Origin of the sequence: Methylobacterium sp. GC_Met_3 (genome assembly GCF_026540775.1) — a bacterium.
In the GTDB taxonomy this organism is placed as follows: Bacteria; Pseudomonadota; Alphaproteobacteria; order Rhizobiales; family Beijerinckiaceae; genus Methylobacterium.
The window spans coordinates 174775-191100 of sequence record NZ_JALNUL010000001.1 but is presented as its reverse complement, the minus strand read 5'-3'; the positions used below and the strand labels follow the sequence as shown (position 1 = coordinate 191100).

The following is a 16326-nucleotide window of genomic DNA, read 5'->3' as shown; positions in this document are numbered from 1 at the left end:
GGGCCGCGCACCGCACCACACGTCTAACCTAGAGCGCTTCCAGACCGGGGCTAGAACTTGGGTTAGGCGGACCGATCATGTCGCACGGCCCCGGAACGCTTCCCGTGGCCGGCGCGAGGGCCTATGCCGATGCGGCTCGCGATGGGACGCCGCGGACGCCCCCGTTCCCCTCCGGAGACGCATGGAATCCGATCCTCTCCTCCTGACCTGGCGTGCCGCGCGGCGTCTGCACGGGGCCGCCGTGGCCCTCGCGGTCGGGGTCGGCGCCCCGCTTTGCGCGCTGGCCATCCTGTGCCTGCGCGACCTCGTCGCGGTGCTGCCCCGCGACGATGCGCCGACGCTCGCCTTCCTGCGCCTCGCGGTGCCCCTGCAGGGCCGCGAGTTCGTCCTGGCACCGGGCGTGCCGATGCGGGCGGCCGGGCTCGAACTCGCGGCGTTCCTGTGCATCGCCGCCTGCGCGGTGATCCTGGCGGGTCTCGGCTGGTGGGTGGCGCGCCTGTGCTTCAAGGCCCAGACCCGCGCCGCCGACACGGTGCGCGAGGGGGTCCTGCGGGCGGTCCTCGACGCCCCGGCCGGGGCGCGGGACGAGGCGCGCAGCCTCGCCCGCCTCGTCGGCGAGGTGCTGGCGCGGGCCGACCGGCTGCTCGCGGCCGGCATCGTCCTGCCGGCGATGACGCTCGCCGCGCTGATCCTGGCCCTGGGGTTCGCCGCCCTGGCGGCGCCCCGGCTGATCCCGGCCGCCGTGGTCGGCCTCGGGGCGGTCGGCCTCGCCTACGGGCTGGTGCTGGAACGGGCCCGGGACCGGCAGGACCTGCGCCTGCGCAGCAGCGTGCGCGCCGAGGAGAACCTGAACGACCTCGTGCGCCGCCTGCCGGCGGTGCGCAACCACGGGGCGGCCGCCCTGGAACGGACGCGCATCGCCGCCCGCGTGACGGCGATGCGCGGCACCGTCGCGCGCGCCGAGGCGCGGCTCGCCTATGCGCGGGCCCCCGCCCTGGCGCTGGCGGTGATCCTGCCCGCGATCGCGATCGGCACAGCCCTGTGGCGGACGGCCGCTCCGGGGGCGTCCCCGGCGCCGCCGGTGGATCCGGCGGCTTTCCTGGCGGCGGTGGGCGCCTTCGGCCTCGCGGGCTGGCTCGCCGCCGCCTGCGCGCGCCTCTGGACGGTGCGCCGCGCCGTACGTCCGCGCTTGCGCGACCTCGCCCGCATCGTCGCGTCCCTCGAAGGCCGGCGGGCGCGGCCCGGCGCGCCCGTGCCGCTGCCCCGCTCGGGCCTCCTCGCGACCCAGGGGGTCGGCGCCTTCGATCCGGCCACCGGCGAGCGGCTGACCGGCGTCGATGTGGCGGTGTCCATGCCGGGCCACGTGGCGATCACCGGCAGCCGGGGCAGCGGCGCCCGGGCGCTGGCCGCGGTGCTCGCCGGGCAGGTCGAGCCGACCGCCGGCACCGTCACCTACGCGGGCACGGACCTGCGGGGCTTCGATTCCGCCGAGCGCGCCCGCCGCATCGCCTTCGCGGCCGGCGAGGCGATCCTCATGGCGGGCTCGCTGCGCCAGAACCTGCTCTACGGCACCGACCCGGCCCGGGCGCCCGACGACATCGCCCTCGTAGGGCTGTGCCGGCTGACCGGGCTCGACGGCTTCGTGTATGCCCGCGGCCTGACCGGACGGCTCGATCCCGCGGCCCGGCCGCGGCTCGCGGCCGCGATCGTCTCGGCTCGCCGGACCATGCGGCAGGCGCTGGCCACCAAGGGGGCCGAGCGCCTCATCGAGCCGTTCGACCCCGATCGCTACAACCATCAGGCCAGCATCGGCGAGAACATCCTGTTCGGCGAGCCGGTGGGCGGCGCCTTCGCGCCCCTGCGCTTCGCCCGGCATCCCTACCTGCGGGCGGTGCTGGAGGCCGAGGGGCTGGTGCGGGCCCTGACCGAGATCGGCCTGTCGGTCGCCCGCAGCACCGTGGAGATCTTCGCCGACCTGCCCAACGACCATCCGCTGTTCGACGCCTACTCGCTGTTCCAGGCTGCGGAGCGGGGGTATTTCGAGGACCTCGTGGTGCGCCTGCCCGATGCCGGGGGCCTGCGCCGAGGCCCCGCGGGCCAGCGCGACCGGATGCGGCTGATCGGGCTCGCTCTGCGCTACAGCGAATCGCGCCATCGCTTCGGCCTGATCGACACCGCCTTCGAGGACCGGCTGGTCCAGGCCCGGCGCTCCTTCGCGCGGATGCTGCCGGCCCATCTCGCCGGCGCGGTGGAGTTCCACGATCCCAGCCGGGTCAACCCGGCCGCGAGCCTCCAGGAGAACCTGCTGTTCGGCCGGATCAGCCTGGGCGAAGCCAATGCCGAGCCGCGGGTGCGCGCGCTGGTGCGGCGCGTGCTCGCCGAGGAGGGCCTGGAAGCCGCGGTCTACGAACTCGGCCTCGACAGCAAGGTCGAGATCCAGCCGAGCACCGGCGCCCTGGCGGACGGCGCGATCAACGCCCGGGAGCGGATGGCGATCGAGCTGGTCCGCTGCCTCGCCCGCGAGCCCGATATCCTGGTCGTCGCGATCGCCGCCGACGAGCGCAAGGAGGGGCTGAGCGACCGCCTGGCCGGGCTGCGTCAGGTGCGGGCCGGGCGCGGCCTGATCGTCTGCCTGCCCGGGGCCGCGGTGTTGGACGGGATCGCCCCGTTCGACGCGGTGATCGCGGTGGAGAACAGCGCCGTGGTGGCGCCCGAGCCGGTGAGCGCGGAGGCGGAGCCGGTGGCGGTGGCGTGAGCGGCCATTGGTCGCGAAGGGTGGTCCGCGACCGTCTCTCCAAGCGGGCCCTCACCGCCCGCGGGAGGCCAGCCGGGCCCTGTCGGGTCGATGGCGACCGCGCCTTGCGCGGATCCGCGTGCGCGTCCGGGGTGGCCAGACGCCCAGCGCGCCCGATCTGCCCAAGGGTGCCCGCGCGGGCCGAAGGACGGCCGCGTGGCTGAGGAGATCCCCATGAGAATGTCGGTCCTGGCGGTCCTGGCGGCACTGACCGCGCCCGCCGCCCCTGCCCAGGCGGGCGACGCGCCCCTGGCCAGTGCCGGCAACTGGGACCTGAAGCGGGCGGACGGCAATGCGACGGGCGAGGCCGCGTGCCTTCTGACGCCGAAGACACCGTCACGGATCCAGGTGAGCAAGGACAGGCTCGTGGTCACCGGACTGCCGAAAAACGCGATCTTCAATTATCAGTACCGAATCGACGACAAGCCCGCCTCGACACCGGCGTTTCCGCCCAGCGCCATGCAGAGCGAAGGTCTCATCGCCCTTGATGGTGACGCGCTGGCGGAGATTTTAAACGGCCGTCGCTTTCAGATCCGCATCCTCGACAAATGGCACGAGGCGATCACGGAGGACGTCGATCTGGCCGGCCTGAAAGACCTGCACGGGAAGCTGGCCCAGGCCTGCACATAGAGCCCCTACGCGACCGCCAAAGCGGCCGCGGCGAGACGCGCGGAGGGCTTGCCTCACGGCTCCACGCCACGTCGTTCAGGGCTCAGTGCGGCATGAGCTGGGGGATAGCCTTCCGCAGGCGCGCGTAGCCGCGCGTAGCCAGGGGCCAGGCGGCCTCGTCCCAGTCGCGGCGAAGCCGCAGGCAGCCGGCCGGCAGCGCATCGGCGGAGGGGCCGACCGGTGCCCAGGCCGTCACCGTCGGGCAACCCGCATCCCAGTCGGCCGGGACGAGGGTCGCCGGACAGTCGAAATGCGCCGCGGCCCGCTTCAGGGCGTCGGCCATCGCGGCTCGATCGGCGTCCCGCACCCGGTCCGAGGCGTCCGGCGCATGGACGACGAGGCCGCCGACCCGGACGATCCTGGCTTCGCCGAGCGGGAGGCTTTCCGGGTTCAGGTCGTCGAGATGCAGCAGCAATGCGGCGTCGCCGGCCGGCGCCGCGTCGGCCCGCGGCATCGGGACCTCGCGCGGCGGCGTGGCCTCGTCCAGCGGGTCGGGATATTCGTCGAGGCCGACGGGGTCGAAGCGGCCGTCGGTGTAACGCCGGATGTTCTCGGCCCGGGCGACATAGTGCTTGCCGCGCGTGTGCAGGCCGGCCACCCAACGCCACGACAGGGTGTTGCTCGCCGGATCTCCGTCGATCAGATGCGCCATGAAGAACGCGGCCCCGAGCGCCCAGGGCAGGCGCAGGGTGAAGATCCAGATCGAGGCGAACCACATCCGGGTGTGGTTGTGCAGCCAGCCCGTCTCGACGAGGTCGCCGACCCAGTCGTCGAACCCGTCGATGCCGGTCCGGCCCGCGATGGCGGCCTCGTAGGTGCGGCGCAGCCCCGGCTCTGTGGCCAGCCGCTCGCGGTCCGCCGCGGCGAGTGCCAGGAATCCGGTCCAGGCCTCGGGGTGGGTCTCCAGATGACCCTTGAAGTAGGTCCGCCAGAACACCTCGGACACGAATTTTTCGGCGCCCCCGTCGCCGAACGCGCGATCGGCCGCGGCCACCACCTCGGCCTCGGTGATCAGCCTCCGACGCAGGTAGGGCGAGAGCGCCGATGTCGTCGGCTCCGCGTCCGGTCCGCGGTCGGTGTTGCGGGCACCGGCATAGGCGAGGCCCGCCTCCGCGAGAAAAGCGGACAGCCGGTCGAGCGCGGCGTCGCGGGTCATGGGAAAGCTGCGATCCATGCCGGGAAGATAGGGCGGAGTTTCACGGCCCGTCTGCGGCACGGAGGACTTGCGCGTTCGCCCGGTGGGGGGCGGATCTGAATCGATCATGCGCCTGCCCAGGGCTGGCGTGCTGGACAGGCGCGGACATTTGACACGTCGGCGCTCAACGATCCTGTCCGGCCGGCACCGGTTCCGGCGCCCGTTCCAGACCTGCCGGAACCGCGTCGCCGAGGTCGTCTGGGCCGACTATGGGGGCGGTGAGGAGGTCCCTGCGCCCTGGCGGTCACCGCGGACGCAGCGGCAGCGAAGAATTGTCAGGACCTGAACGCGACCAGCTTGGCCGTGGTGACGTCCGCACCGGGTGGATTTGAGCCGGTCCGCTTCTGGGCGGCAATGGACGGTGTGTCTTTCCCCGATACCGACCCCCGCAGGCGCAGAACGGGCCCGTTGAAACCAACTGCGCGCTCTCGCTTTGAAGGCACGACACCGAGGTTCACATGCTCTACGAACTCGCGACCCTTTCGTGCCCGTTGCTTGCAGTCGGCCGGGCATCCGAAGGCGTTTATCACTGGGTGAATGACGCAGAAGCCAAGGGTAACCTGTTCGGGTGCTGGCGGACCGAGATGGGAACACTCGGCCGGTTGATCGTGCTGCGCGGGTTCGAGGCACCGGAGGATATGACGGCCGAGCGTCGCCGTGCGCTCTTGAGTGCTAGCCCGTTCAATGCGGGGAGCGTGGTGACGGCGCTGGAGATGGACAGCTACGCACCGTTTCCCTTCCTACCGCCGATCCGGACCGGGGACCGTGGCGGGGTGTACGAGTTCCGAAGCTACCGCTTGAAGCCCGGTGGGCTACCGCCAACCCTCGCAGGCTGGGAAACGGCTATCGCACCAGCACGTGCGTATACCGAGCATCTCGTCGCGAACATGTACGCCCTCGATGGAGCGCCGCGGATCACGCACATCTGGGGCTTTGCGAGCTTGAAGGAGCGGGCGGAATTACGCGCGCACGCCTATGGAGCCGGTGTCTGGCCGCCGAAGGGAGGCCCGGAGCAGATCGCCGAAGCGACGTCGACGATTGCGCTTCCCCAGGGACCGTCTCCCTTGGCCTGAATAGCCCTCTGCCCCACCCTCAGACGCCCCTGAGCAGTAGCTCGCACATGACTGCGTTCGGGTTGCGTCAAAGGTCGCCCGCAGGCCCGGCATGGGTCGCGAACGGATCGGCGGCTCGCGGCGGATATCCGCCGGTCCGCTTCACGATATGCAAGCGCCGAGCGCCGTTGGACCGTCACAGGCGCGCTGGCTGGCAGGCCATTTCACCGGCTGGTGGCCGGTTCAGCGCAGGGCAGCGGTCGTTTCGAGGGTCGACAACCGGTCCCTGACAGCGACGCCCCTGTAGATGACAATCGTTGCGACAAGGCCGCAAAATCCCCCGAACGCCATCCAGTATCCCGGAGCCGCTGGGTTGCCCGTCCGCTCGATCAGCCATGTGGAGATCAAGGGCGTGAACCCTCCAAAGAAGGCCGTCGCCAGCGAATAGGCGAGCGAGAACCCTGCCGTGCGCACAGAGGTCGGAATGATTTCGGTGAGGGCGACAACCATCGCACCGTTGTAGCTGCCGTAGAGAAACGACAGCCAAAGGAGGACGATCAGCATGTTCGTGAAGGACGCATTTGCGACCAGCCAAGACAGCGCAGGGTAAGCCGTCAGCAAGGTCAGCGCCGAGAAGATCAGCAGAAGCGGCTTGCGACCAACCCGGTCCGACAGCGCTCCCATGACGGGCAGCCAGAACAGGTTCGACAGGGCCGTGCAGAACGTCACGAGCAGGCTGTCCGTGTCCGAAAGCTTGAGAACGGTCTTGCCGAACGTCGGTGTGTAGACGGTGATCGTATAGAACGACACGGTCGTCATGGCGACGAGCAGCATGCCAAGGCCGACGATCCTCCAGTTTTGCACGAGCGAGCTGAATATCTGTTGCGTGCTCGGCCGAACCTTGCGCTGAAGGAACTCCTCGGTTTCCTCCAGCGAGCGGCGGATGTAGAACAGGAACGGCACAATCGCGCAGCCGATGAAGAATGGGACGCGCCAGCCCCAGTCGTTCATCTCGGCGGGGACAAGGGCATGGTTCAGGAAGTAGCCTATGATCGCGGCGAACATCACCGCGACCTGCTGGCTGCCTGATTGCCACGACACGTAGAAGCCTTTGTTGCCGGGGGTAGACATCTCGGCCAGGTAGACTGAGACACCGCCGAGTTCGACGCCGGCCGAGAACCCTTGCAGGAGGCGTCCGATGAGCACGAGGAAGGGTGCGAACAGCCCGATCGTCGCGTAGCTCGGCACGAAGGCAATAAGGACTGTTCCAAGGGCCATGATCATCAGCGTGACGATCAAGCCTTTGCGTCGTCCTATGCGGTCCACGTAGGCGCCGAGGATCACCGCCCCGAGGGGCCGCATCAAGAAACCCGCGCCGAACGTGACGAACGTCAGCATCAGGGACGCGTATTCGTTGGCGACCGGGAAGAACGCCTTGGAGATATACGAGGCGTAGAAACCGAACAGAAAGAAGTCGAACATCTCCAGGAAGTTTCCGCTGGTGACGCGAAGCACCGTCGCCACCTTGGACCTGGATCGATCGCTCTCCGAAAACGTAGCCACGGCGTCGCTCCAGAACCAAGCCGCGGCCGGTTTGAGGGCCGCATATGTTGAAGCTCGGTTTAATCCCCGCACTAATCGACGCAACGCGTCGGGCGACCAAAAACAGGAGGTGACGGCCAATTCCGGTGCTTATGTAACTGACATCCGACGACTTCGGCTTTGAGCTTTTGGCGTTCAGGGCGGGCGAACGGCGCTTGGCTGACCCCTGCTTGCCCCTGGGTCCGCAACACAAGCCGACCGCGTCAGCAGGTTGGCGGCAGCCAATACGACACGGGTGATTCGGAGGCGGACCGTCTCGCAAAGAACGAAGGGTGAGCGTCCGCTCGCTGGCGCGAGCCGAAATGGCCGGACGACCGACGAACGGCCGCTTCTGAGAAACGACAACGGGCGTCCGAGCGGCGGACTTGGATCGGAGGCAGCCCCTCACACGGTCAAGCGGATTGGGTTCCGACCCAGCCCTTTCAAGGTGTTTGGGCCGGATGCAAGGATCGCAAACTGTGGCACTCACATATTGAGAGGCACCGCGTTTTCCCCTCCTCCTTGCGGGGGTGGTGCAGGAGGCACCGCTCCGCGCACTTCCGCACCACCCCCACCTCCAACTCCTCCTCGCAAGGGGGAGGAGAGCAAGCCTGGCCAGTGTGCCGGCGCCTCCGCAAACATCTTGAAAGGGCTGGGTCCAGACCCTCGGGCGCAACAGAACACCGTCGCCCACCGCTTCGAGGCGCAGCGGCTGGCACGTCCGCGGGCCCCCATGGACGGCTGTCCGATGGCAGCCTCACCGCCGCCGCAATACTCCGTCAGGTCGGGAATCCGGCCCGCTCGGCGCCATCCCGGCCGATCCAGCCCGGACGGTTCATGCCTCGAACGCCTTCGATCATCCGCGCTGCCGGCCTCGTCCTCCTGGCACTCTCCGGCCCTGCCGCAGCCCAGGCCGGCAAGGCCGAGGCGCCGATTCCGGCCGCGACCCTCGCGTTGATGGCCCAGAAGGGCGTCACGGCCGCGTCACCGGTGCTGTTCCGGGCTTATAAGAAGGAATCGGAAATCGAGGTCTGGAAGAAGGGCCCGGCCGGCTACGTCTTCATCAAGACCTTCCCGATCTGCCGCTGGTCCGGCCAGCTCGGCCCCAAGCGCAAGAGCGGCGACCGCCAGACCCCGGAGGGCTTCTACACGGTGCCCCAGCGCCAGATGAACCCGAACTCGCACTACTATCTGTCGTTCGACGTCGGTTATCCGAACGCCTACGACCGGGCCCATGGCGGCACCGGATCCGCCGTGATGGTCCACGGCATCTGCTCGTCGATGGGCTGCTTCGCCATGACCGACGGCACGGTCGGCGAGATCTACGCCATCGCCCGCGACGCCCTGAAGGGCGGGCAGGCGGCGTTCCAGTTCCAGTCCTACCCGTTCCGGATGAGCGCCGAGGCCATGGCCCGCCACCGGACCGACCCGAACTTCGCCTTCTGGCGCGAGCTCAAGGCCGGATCCGACCGGTTCGAGGCGAGCCGCGAGGAACTCCAGGTCTCGGTGGTCGCCGGCCGCTACGCCTTCGCGCCGTCCAGGAACCCCGCGGTCGAGGCGGCCGTGGCGACCCGCCAGGCGGTCGAGGAGGCGCGGATCGCGGCGCTCGCCGAGGCGGGGGAGCCGGCCGTGCGCACCACCTATTCCGACGGCGGGCAGAACGCCTTCTGGGCGGCCTACACGGCCCGGGGCGGAGCGGTCGGCGACGTCAGCCGGCCGGAAGCCCTGGCCTTCGCGGGGCAGGAGGTGGTGATCGTACCCGGTCACCGCGCCGCGCGCCCGGTCCCGGAGGCGGTCTGGAGTACCTGGGCGTCGGGCTCCGCCCTGTCGCCCCGGCGGATGGCCGGCTTCGTCCCGGTCTACGAGCGCGCCGCGGATCCGTTCGGGGCGCTCGCCGGCCCGATCCCGACCCGCTACGGCCTGCCCTCCTGGCTGACTGCCGGCCGCGGCGGACTCACCCTCGGCCAAGCACATCCGTTCGGTTCGACCGCCGGCCTCATCGCGTCGGCCGAGACCCCGTGAGGCATGCGGGAGCCCGCCACCCCGGCCCATCCGTGTGCGCAGACGCACATCACGGGGGCGTGCGGCACACCAATTCATGGTACGGCAGGGGACGTACGGTACTCTCGAACCGTCGGCCTGCCGTAATCTTTGCCCTCTTCCCGGAACGGCGACGGGGTCTCGATCGTAACGGATCGGGATCGACGTCCGCAGATTCGTGATCGCCATGTCCAATACGTATGGGCCGACCGTCCCGGCGGCCAATCAGGACCTCGTACTGCGCTTCTGGGGCGTCCGCGGCTCGACCCCGGTCAGCGGCCCCCAGTATGTCGAGTTCGGTGGCAGCACGCCCTGCCTGGAGGTCCGTTGCGGGCAGCGGATGTTCATCGTCGATGCGGGCTCGGGTATCTATAACCTCGGGCAGGGCCATCGGACTGATCTGCCGCAGGAAGTCGACCTTCTGTTCAGCCACCTGCACCTCGACCACACGGCGGGTCTGCCGTTCTTCAAGCCCGCGGTGCTCGACTGCAACCGGGTGATCAACACCTATTGCGGCAATCTCGGCGGCGAGTCGGCGGGCCCGACCCTCGACCGGCTGTTCGCCCCGCCGCTCTTCCCGGTTACGCTCGACAAGCTGTGCTGCACCTTCAACCATCACGGGTTCGAGGCGGGCCAGACCCTGACCTTCCCGGACGGGACGCGGGTCGACACGATCGCGCTGAACCACCCGCAGGGCTCGGTGGGCTATCGGTTCGAGCATGGCGGCCGCCGCCTGTGCCTGATCAGCGACATCGAGCACAGCGATCCCTGGCCGGATCCGGCGCTCGCCGCCTTCGTCGCCGGGGCCGACCTGATGGTCTATGACGGCATGTTCACGGACGGTGAGTATCCGACCTGCCGGGGCTGGGGCCATTCCACGTGGCAGAAGGGCGTCGAACTGGCGCAGGTGGCGGGGGTGAAGGCGCTGGCCATCATCCACCTGCACCCCGCCCATTCCGACACGGCGTTGCGCGACATGGAGGCCGACCTTCAGGCCGAGATGCCGACCGCCTTCATCGCCCGCGAATCCCAGAGCATCACGGTCGGTGCCCCCCGTACCGTGAGCCGCCGGGCGAGCGGCCGGCCCGCCGTGGCGCGCGAGGTGCGCCGCCGAGTGAAGGTCGCCTGATCAGGGCGCGGGCGGAGCGGATGCGAGCCGCTCAGCGGGCCAGGGACCGGGCCTTGCGCGACCGGTTGAACCAGCGGAACCCGAACAGCACGAACAGGGCGACGCCGATGGTCAGGATGCTCCAGCCGTAATTGCTGATGAGCTGATCGTCGATCGGATGGCCGATCCAGCCGAGGGCGACGAGCAGGCCGAGGACGGCGATCGCCGCGGAGACGAACATCCCTACAATCATCGCACTCTCCGGCGGACGCGACCGCGCCGGCCGATGCGGCGCGAGACCGTGAGAATGCGCGGGACCGGCGGCCGTTCCGTCCCAGGATCGGGGCCGCCCGGCGTCAGAAGCGCCGCAAACCGCGATCTTCGCGCGGCGCCTGATTGCAACGCCCTCGGCCCCCGCTCTAAGTAGGCCCCGTTATGGCGCCCCGGGGCGCGCGGAGCCCGAGACCACGGCGATGACCGGCCCAGACACCACGAACACGACCGCGAGCGCGGACACGCCCCGGGACAGCGGAGCCGCCGTCCCGGCGACGTCGGGCCCCCTGCGGCCGCAGGATCAGCTCGTGACGATCTACGGCGGCTCCGGCTTCCTGGGCCGGCACGTGGTGCGGGCGCTGGCCAAGCGCGGCTACCGGATCCGCGTCGCGGTGCGGCGGCCGGATCTCGCGCTGTTCCTGCAGCCCCTGGGGCAGGTCAACCAGATCGTGGCCGTCCAGGCGAACCTGCGCTACCCCGACTCGGTGACCCGCGCCGCCGAGCGCGCGGACGTGCTGATCAACCTCGTCGGCATCCTGCAGGAGACCGGCTCCCAGAGCTTCGCGCGCCTGCAGGTCGACGGGGCCGAGACGATCGCCCGCGCAGCGGCCCGGCAGGGCGCCCGGATGATCCACGTCTCGGCGATCGGGGCGGATGCGGCCTCGCCCTCGCTCTACGCCCGCACCAAGGCCGAGGGCGAGGCGAAGGTCTTCGCCGCCTGCCCGGACGCGGTGGTGGTCCGGCCGTCGCTGATCTTCGGGCCGGGCGACGGCTTCTTCAACCGCTTCGCCGGGCTGGCGCGGGCGCTCCCGGTCCTGCCGCTGGCGGGCGGGCAGTCGCGCTTCCAGCCGGCCTTCGTGGGTGATGTCGCCGAGGCGATCGCCCGCGCGGTCGACGGCACGTTGGCGCGCGGCAAGGTCTACGAGCTCGGCGGCCCGGAGGTCGGCACGCTGGAGCACTTCGTGCGCTACATGCTGAAGACGATCCGGCGCAAACGCGTCGTGGTCGACCTGCCGCTGCCGGCGGCCAAGCTCCAGGCCCGCCTGCTCGAAATCGCCGACACGCTCACCTTCGGCCTGCTGCCCGATACGCTCAAGCTCACCCGCGATCAGGTGATCCTGCTCCAGAACGACAACGTCGTCTCGGAGGCCGCCAAGGCCGAGGGCCGCACCTTCGAGGGGATGGGGATCATCCCGACCGCCGCCGAGGCGGTGGTGCCGGGCTATCTCTGGACCTACCGGAAGGCCGGCCAGTTCTCCACGGAGCGGGACCTGGAACACCTGTCCGAAGTGCCCGATTCGATCGCGCCGCGGCCCCTGGCGGCCAGCTCCCAGCACCGGCCGCAGACCGCCTCGGGCCCGGCGATCGGCGCCGATGCGGGAAGCTCTCCGGGGGCCGGCATCGGCGTGCGCTGGGGGACCCGGAAGCCAAGCTAGATGGTGAGCCACATCCGCACCTGCGCCGCCACGGCCTGGACGTGAGGCGCATCCTCGTCACCGGGGCCGCCGGATTCGTCGGCGGGCACGTCCTGCCGCTCCTGGCGGCGGCGGGCGACCGCGTGGCGGGGATCGGGCGGGGGCCTGCGCCCCGGCTGCCGGAGGGCGTCACCTACGAGACCGTGGATCTCCTCGACGAGGCGGCGCTGCGCGGCTTCGTGGACCGGTTCCGGCCGACCGAAATCCTGCATCTCGCGGGTCTCGCCTCGGTGGCCGATTCCGCTAGCGGGCCCGGGCAGACGTGGCGGGTGAACGTCAACGGGCTGATGAACCTCGTCGCCGCTGTCGAGGCCGTACCGGGCTGCACGTTCTTCGACGTCAGCTCCGGCGAGGTCTACGGCAGCGCCTTCCTGTCCGGCAACGCGCTGACCGAGGCGGCCGAGCCGCTGCCGCGCAACACCTATGCCCGGTCGAAATGGGTCGGCGAGCAGCTGCTGCGCGATCTGCTGCCCCGGATCGGCGTGAAGCTCGTGGTGCTGCGGCCGTTCAACCATATCGGCCCCGGACAGGATGAGCGCTTCGTGGTGGCGTCCTTCGCGGGCCAGATCGCCCGGATCGAGGCCGGCTCGGTGCCGCCCTGCCTGGAGGTCGGCAACCTCTCCTCGTACCGCGACTTCCTGGACGTGGCGGACGTGGCGCAGGCCTATGCCGACCTGATCGGCCAATCGGACGCGCTGAGGGACGGCAGCGTGTTCAACATCAGCTCCGGTGTGCCGCGCACGATCGCCAGCGTGCTCGAGGATCTGCGCGCTCGGGCGCGGGTGCCGTTCGAGATCCGGGTCGCCCCCGAGCGGGTGCGCCCGACCGAGATCCCCGTGGCGGCCGGCGATGCCGGGCTTTTGCGCGCCATGACGGGCTGGCGGCCACGGATCGCCTGGGACGCCGCCGTGAACCGGGTGCTGGACGACGCGCGGGCGCGGCTGGGGGGCGTTTACACCTCTCAAGCTTGAGCGCGGGTTCCCCTCGCCCCGCTTGCGGGGAGAGGCCCGCACGGACCTCGTCGTCCGTGCGGGAAGCGGAGGCGAAGCCGCAGCGGCGGTGAGGGGGCGATTCCGGAAGAGACTTATACTTTCGAGCCCCCTCACCTTCGGCTGCCGCCTCGCCGCGCTCCCCGACGGGGGGGAGACGCGGCCCTCTCCCCGCAAGCGGGGCGAGGGGTTTCTCGCCCTCAACCCTGGCGTTCAGTCTGCAAGCCCCAGAGGTGGAAGGGCGGGAGATGCGCCTCGGCCCCTACCGCACCACCCCCTTAGCCCGCAGCGCGTCCTGCGCCTCCGCCGGATACGCCAGCTGCTCCGCCAGGATCTCCGCACTCGAATCCCCGAGCCCCGGCGGCATCCGGCGCACCGGCAGGCGCCGCCCGTCGAGGCGATAGGGTGGAGCGATCACGTGGGCGTTGTCGGCGCCGCCGACCACGAGACCCGCCTCCCGGGCCCGGTCGCAGGTCAGCGCCTCGCGCAGGCCCATCACCTCGCCGCAGGGGATGCCGGCCGCCCGCAGCCGGGCGATCAGCGGGCCGCGCTGCCAGTGCGCCAGCGCGGCCTCCAGCACCGGGATGAAGGCCGCGCGGTTCTTCGAGCGGTCGAGATTGGTGGCGAAGCGCGGATCGGCGACGAGATCCGGCCGCTCCAGCACCTGCTCGCAGAAGCGGCGGTACTGGCCGTTGTTGCCCACCGTGATCACCACCGGCCCGTCCGCGGCCTCGAACACCCCGTAGGGCACGATCGAGGGATGGGCGTTGCCGTAGCGGGGCGGGTCGATGCCCCGGGCCAGCGCCTCCAGGCCGTAATAGGAGGTCAGCGCCACGCCGCAATCGAACAGGGCGAGGTCGATCGCCTTGCCGCGCCCGGTGCGCTCCCGCTGATAGAGGGCGGCCAGCACGGCCTGGGCGGCGTATTGCCCGGTGAACAGGTCCACCGCCGCGACCCCGAACTTCAGGGGCGGCCCCCCGGCCTCGCCGTTCAGCGCCATCACGCCGGATTCGCCCTGGACGACGAGGTCGTAACCGGGCCGGCCCGCCTCCGAGCCATCGGAACTGTAGCCGGCGATCGAGCAGTAGATCAGCCCGGAATTCTCCGCCGCCAGATCCGCGTAGCCGAGGCCGAGCTTCTCGGCCCCGCCGGTCTTGAAGTTCTGCACCAGCACGTCGCTCTCGCGGGCGAGCGCCCTGACGATCGCCAAGCCCTCCGGCGTGGCCAGATCGACGCCGATCGAGCGCTTGTTGCGGTTCACGCTGTCGAAATACGAGGTGTTGCCGGGGCTGGTGGACACACCCCAGTCGCGCGTGTCGTCGCCGCGCTCCGGGTGCTCGACCTTGATCACGTCGGCGCCGAGGTCGCCCAGCACCTGCGCGCACCAAGGCCCCGCCAGCACCCGGGACAGGTCGAGCACCCGGATCCCGGCGAGCGGCAGATCGTGAGCCGGATCAGCATCCATCGAAGAGCTCCTCGGTGCAGGGTCTCGGATTGGGAAAAGTCCCGGATTCAAAAGGTCTTCGACCTTTGGAAATCCCGTCCTCACGGCTCAAGCTCCCATGACGCCGTCGAGGCTGCGCACGGCCTCGATCAGCTTCGGGCGCGCCACGTCCAGGAGGAAGCGCGCATCGGTGATGATTGTGGGGGCACCGCAATTGATCGACATGGGCGGCAGCCCGCCGCCGGGATGGAACCCGACCGCGATGGCACAGACCGTCTCCTGCCATTCGCCGAACGAGGTGCAGCAGCCGATCTCCCGGTGCTCCGCCACCGCCCGGTCGAGGCCGGCGCGCAACACCGGCCAGGCCACCGGGTCCAGCGCCTCCAGATCCTCGTAGATGCCTCTGCGCTCCCGGTCGGGGCAGACCGCCACGTAGGCGCGCCCCATGGCGCTGCGGGCGAGCGAGATGCGCGAGCCGGTATCGAGATTGAGCGAGATCGCCGCCGGGCCGCGCTGGCACTCGACGTAGCGCATGCTGAGCCGGTCGCGCACGCCGAGCCCGACCGAGGCGTTGGCCGCCTCCGCCACAGCCCGCAGCACCGGCCGGGCGATCGCCCGCACGTCGAGCCCGCCGAGCGCCGCCGCGCTGAGCGCGATGGTGGCGGTGCCGAGGCGGTAGCGGCCGAGTTCGGGCTCGTGCTGCAGGTAGCCGAGCTTGGTCAGCGTGTAGGTCAGCCGCGACACGGTGGAGCGGGGCAGGCCGCAGGCCGCCGCGATGTCGTGGTTGGCGAGGCTGGTCCGGCCCGGGCCGAAGCAAGCCAGGACCGACAATCCCCGGGCCAGAGCCGTGACGAAGTGGCGATCCTCCTTGGCGCCGGACCCGGCGCCGTCGGGCTCGGCCAGCAGGGTCTCTCCGGTCGTCATCGGCGCAGGAAGGCCGCGAAGGCCGCCTGCGCATCCGGACCGCGGCGCAGGGTGTGGAACACCTCCGCTTCCTCGGCGAGGGCGCGGGCGACGGGTTCATCCTGGCCCCGGCGGAGGGCCCGCTTGGTGGCGGCGATCGAGGCCCGGGGCAGGGCGGCCAGCGACCGCGCCTTGGCGAGGGCCACCTCCAGCGCCGTCCCCGCCGGCACGGCGGCGTTGACGAGGCCGGCCGACACGGCATCCGCGGCCGTGAACGGCTCGCCGAGCAGCAGCAGCTCGGCGGCGCGCTTCGTGCCCGCCACCAGCGGCAGCAGGTAGCTCGATCCACCCTCCGGACTGAGGCCCAACGCCGCGAACGGCAGGCGGAACCGGGCGCCGTCCCCCGCATAGGCGAGGTCGCAATGGAGCAGCAGCGTCGTGCCGATGCCGACCGCGTGCCCCTCGACGGCCGCCACGACCGGCTTCGGGCAGGCCCGCAGGGCCTTGAGGAAGGTCAGGCCGGGGCTGTCGCCCCCGGTCTCGATATCCTGGAAATCCCTGAGGTCGTTGCCGGCGGTGAAGCAGCCGCCCGCGCCGGTGAGCACCACGACGGCCACGCTCTCGTCCCCGGCCACCGCCCGAAAGGCTTCGGCCAGCCCCGCATAGGCGGCGCGATCGAGGGCGTTGCGCCGCTCCGGCCGGTCGAGGGTGACCAGCCGGATCCCGGGCTCCGGGTCGGTCAGGCGCGGATTGAGGGGGGCGGCGTCACGCATGGGCGGCGCCGACGGTGCTCTGAAGCTGAA

Annotated in this window: 13 protein-coding genes; 7 read left to right on the top strand and 6 right to left on the bottom strand. The window is 70.8% G+C overall.

Going from position 1 to position 16326, the window contains the following annotated elements; genetic code table 11:
- Nucleotides 1–181 precede the first annotated feature (181 nt).
- Both OXS27_RS00915 and OXS27_RS00910 read left to right on the top strand, forming a co-directional pair.
- Nucleotides 182–2755 (top strand): ABC transporter ATP-binding protein, encoded by a 2574-nt coding sequence (locus OXS27_RS00915; protein WP_243923334.1) that lies wholly within the window; start codon nt 182–184, stop codon nt 2753–2755.
- Nucleotides 2756–2950: 195 nt separating this feature from the next.
- Nucleotides 2951–3424: a hypothetical protein gene (locus tag OXS27_RS00910; protein WP_243923332.1), complete on the top strand. Its 474-nt coding sequence runs from the start codon at nt 2951–2953 to the stop codon at nt 3422–3424.
- Nucleotides 3425–3506: 82 nt separating this feature from the next.
- On the opposite strand, the gene OXS27_RS00905 is transcribed toward OXS27_RS00910, so the two are convergent.
- Nucleotides 3507–4619 (bottom strand): FAD-binding domain-containing protein, encoded by a 1113-nt coding sequence (locus OXS27_RS00905; protein WP_267353619.1) that lies wholly within the window; start codon nt 4617–4619, stop codon nt 3507–3509.
- Nucleotides 4620–5116: 497 nt separating this feature from the next.
- Between OXS27_RS00905 and OXS27_RS00900 the strand changes: the two genes are divergently transcribed.
- The gene (locus OXS27_RS00900) at nt 5117–5731 is read left to right on the top strand and encodes an NIPSNAP family protein (protein WP_267353617.1); all 615 of its coding nucleotides are present in this window, start codon (nt 5117–5119) and stop codon (nt 5729–5731) included.
- A 222-nt stretch (nt 5732–5953) separates the two neighbouring features.
- Here the strand turns inward: OXS27_RS00900 and OXS27_RS00895 are convergent, their stop codons facing one another.
- Nucleotides 5954–7273 (bottom strand): MFS transporter, encoded by a 1320-nt coding sequence (locus tag OXS27_RS00895; RefSeq protein WP_243923327.1) that lies wholly within the window; start codon nt 7271–7273, stop codon nt 5954–5956.
- Between the two features lie 855 nt (nt 7274–8128).
- Here OXS27_RS00895 and OXS27_RS00890 point away from each other — a divergent pair.
- Together OXS27_RS00890 and OXS27_RS00885 are read left to right on the top strand one after the other, a co-directional pair.
- On the top strand, nt 8129–9313 hold the full coding sequence (locus tag OXS27_RS00890) for a murein L,D-transpeptidase family protein (RefSeq protein ID WP_267353614.1): 1185 nt from the start codon (nt 8129–8131) through the stop codon (nt 9311–9313).
- Between the two features lie 205 nt (nt 9314–9518).
- On the top strand, nt 9519–10460 hold the full coding sequence (locus tag OXS27_RS00885) for an MBL fold metallo-hydrolase (protein WP_243923318.1): 942 nt from the start codon (nt 9519–9521) through the stop codon (nt 10458–10460).
- A gap of 31 nt (nt 10461–10491) precedes the next feature.
- Here OXS27_RS00885 and OXS27_RS00880 read toward each other — a convergent pair whose 3' ends face one another.
- Nucleotides 10492–10692, bottom strand: coding sequence for a hypothetical protein (locus tag OXS27_RS00880; RefSeq protein ID WP_243923316.1), 201 nt, complete (start codon nt 10690–10692; stop codon nt 10492–10494).
- A gap of 220 nt (nt 10693–10912) precedes the next feature.
- On the opposite strand from OXS27_RS00880, the gene OXS27_RS00875 reads away from it, so the two are divergent.
- Together OXS27_RS00875 and OXS27_RS00870 are read left to right on the top strand one after the other, a co-directional pair.
- Entirely contained in the window at nt 10913–12148 is a 1236-nt protein-coding gene (locus tag OXS27_RS00875; RefSeq protein WP_267353610.1) for a complex I NDUFA9 subunit family protein, read from the top strand.
- 41 nt (nt 12149–12189) lie between these two features.
- A complete protein-coding gene (locus OXS27_RS00870) occupies nt 12190–13158 on the top strand; it encodes a GDP-mannose 4,6-dehydratase (RefSeq protein WP_267353608.1) in 969 nt (322 codons plus the stop codon).
- Nucleotides 13159–13438: 280 nt separating this feature from the next.
- On the opposite strand, the gene OXS27_RS00865 is transcribed toward OXS27_RS00870, so the two are convergent.
- The 3 genes from OXS27_RS00865 to OXS27_RS00855 all read right to left on the bottom strand — a co-directional run bounded on the left by OXS27_RS00865 (nt 13439) and on the right by OXS27_RS00855 (nt 16296).
- Complete coding sequence (locus OXS27_RS00865) at nt 13439–14641, bottom strand: CaiB/BaiF CoA-transferase family protein (RefSeq protein WP_267353606.1); 1203 nt, start codon at nt 14639–14641, stop codon at nt 13439–13441.
- Nucleotides 14642–14728: 87 nt separating this feature from the next.
- Nucleotides 14729–15544: an IclR family transcriptional regulator gene (locus tag OXS27_RS00860; protein WP_267353604.1), complete on the bottom strand. Its 816-nt coding sequence runs from the start codon at nt 15542–15544 to the stop codon at nt 14729–14731.
- Nucleotides 15541–16296: an enoyl-CoA hydratase-related protein gene (locus OXS27_RS00855; RefSeq protein WP_267353602.1), complete on the bottom strand. Its 756-nt coding sequence runs from the start codon at nt 16294–16296 to the stop codon at nt 15541–15543. The genes OXS27_RS00860 and OXS27_RS00855 overlap by 4 nt, the downstream gene beginning before the upstream one ends.
- Nucleotides 16297–16326: the final 30 nt, after the last annotated feature.

Coding starts and splice junctions, on each gene's coding strand:
- OXS27_RS00875 (WP_267353610.1), top strand. CDS start 10,913: ATGACCGGCCCAGACACCACGAACACGACCGCGAGCGCGGACACGCCC.
- OXS27_RS00855 (WP_267353602.1), bottom strand. CDS start 16,296: ATGCGTGACGCCGCCCCCCTCAATCCGCGCCTGACCGACCCGGAGCCC.
- OXS27_RS00865 (WP_267353606.1), bottom strand. CDS start 14,641: ATGGATGCTGATCCGGCTCACGATCTGCCGCTCGCCGGGATCCGGGTG.
- OXS27_RS00885 (WP_243923318.1), top strand. CDS start 9,519: ATGTCCAATACGTATGGGCCGACCGTCCCGGCGGCCAATCAGGACCTC.
- OXS27_RS00890 (WP_267353614.1), top strand. CDS start 8,129: ATGCCTCGAACGCCTTCGATCATCCGCGCTGCCGGCCTCGTCCTCCTG.
- OXS27_RS00880 (WP_243923316.1), bottom strand. CDS start 10,692: ATGATTGTAGGGATGTTCGTCTCCGCGGCGATCGCCGTCCTCGGCCTG.
- OXS27_RS00860 (WP_267353604.1), bottom strand. CDS start 15,544: ATGACGACCGGAGAGACCCTGCTGGCCGAGCCCGACGGCGCCGGGTCC.
- OXS27_RS00915 (WP_243923334.1), top strand. CDS start 182: ATGGAATCCGATCCTCTCCTCCTGACCTGGCGTGCCGCGCGGCGTCTG.
- OXS27_RS00905 (WP_267353619.1), bottom strand. CDS start 4,619: ATGACCCGCGACGCCGCGCTCGACCGGCTGTCCGCTTTTCTCGCGGAG.
- OXS27_RS00900 (WP_267353617.1), top strand. CDS start 5,117: ATGCTCTACGAACTCGCGACCCTTTCGTGCCCGTTGCTTGCAGTCGGC.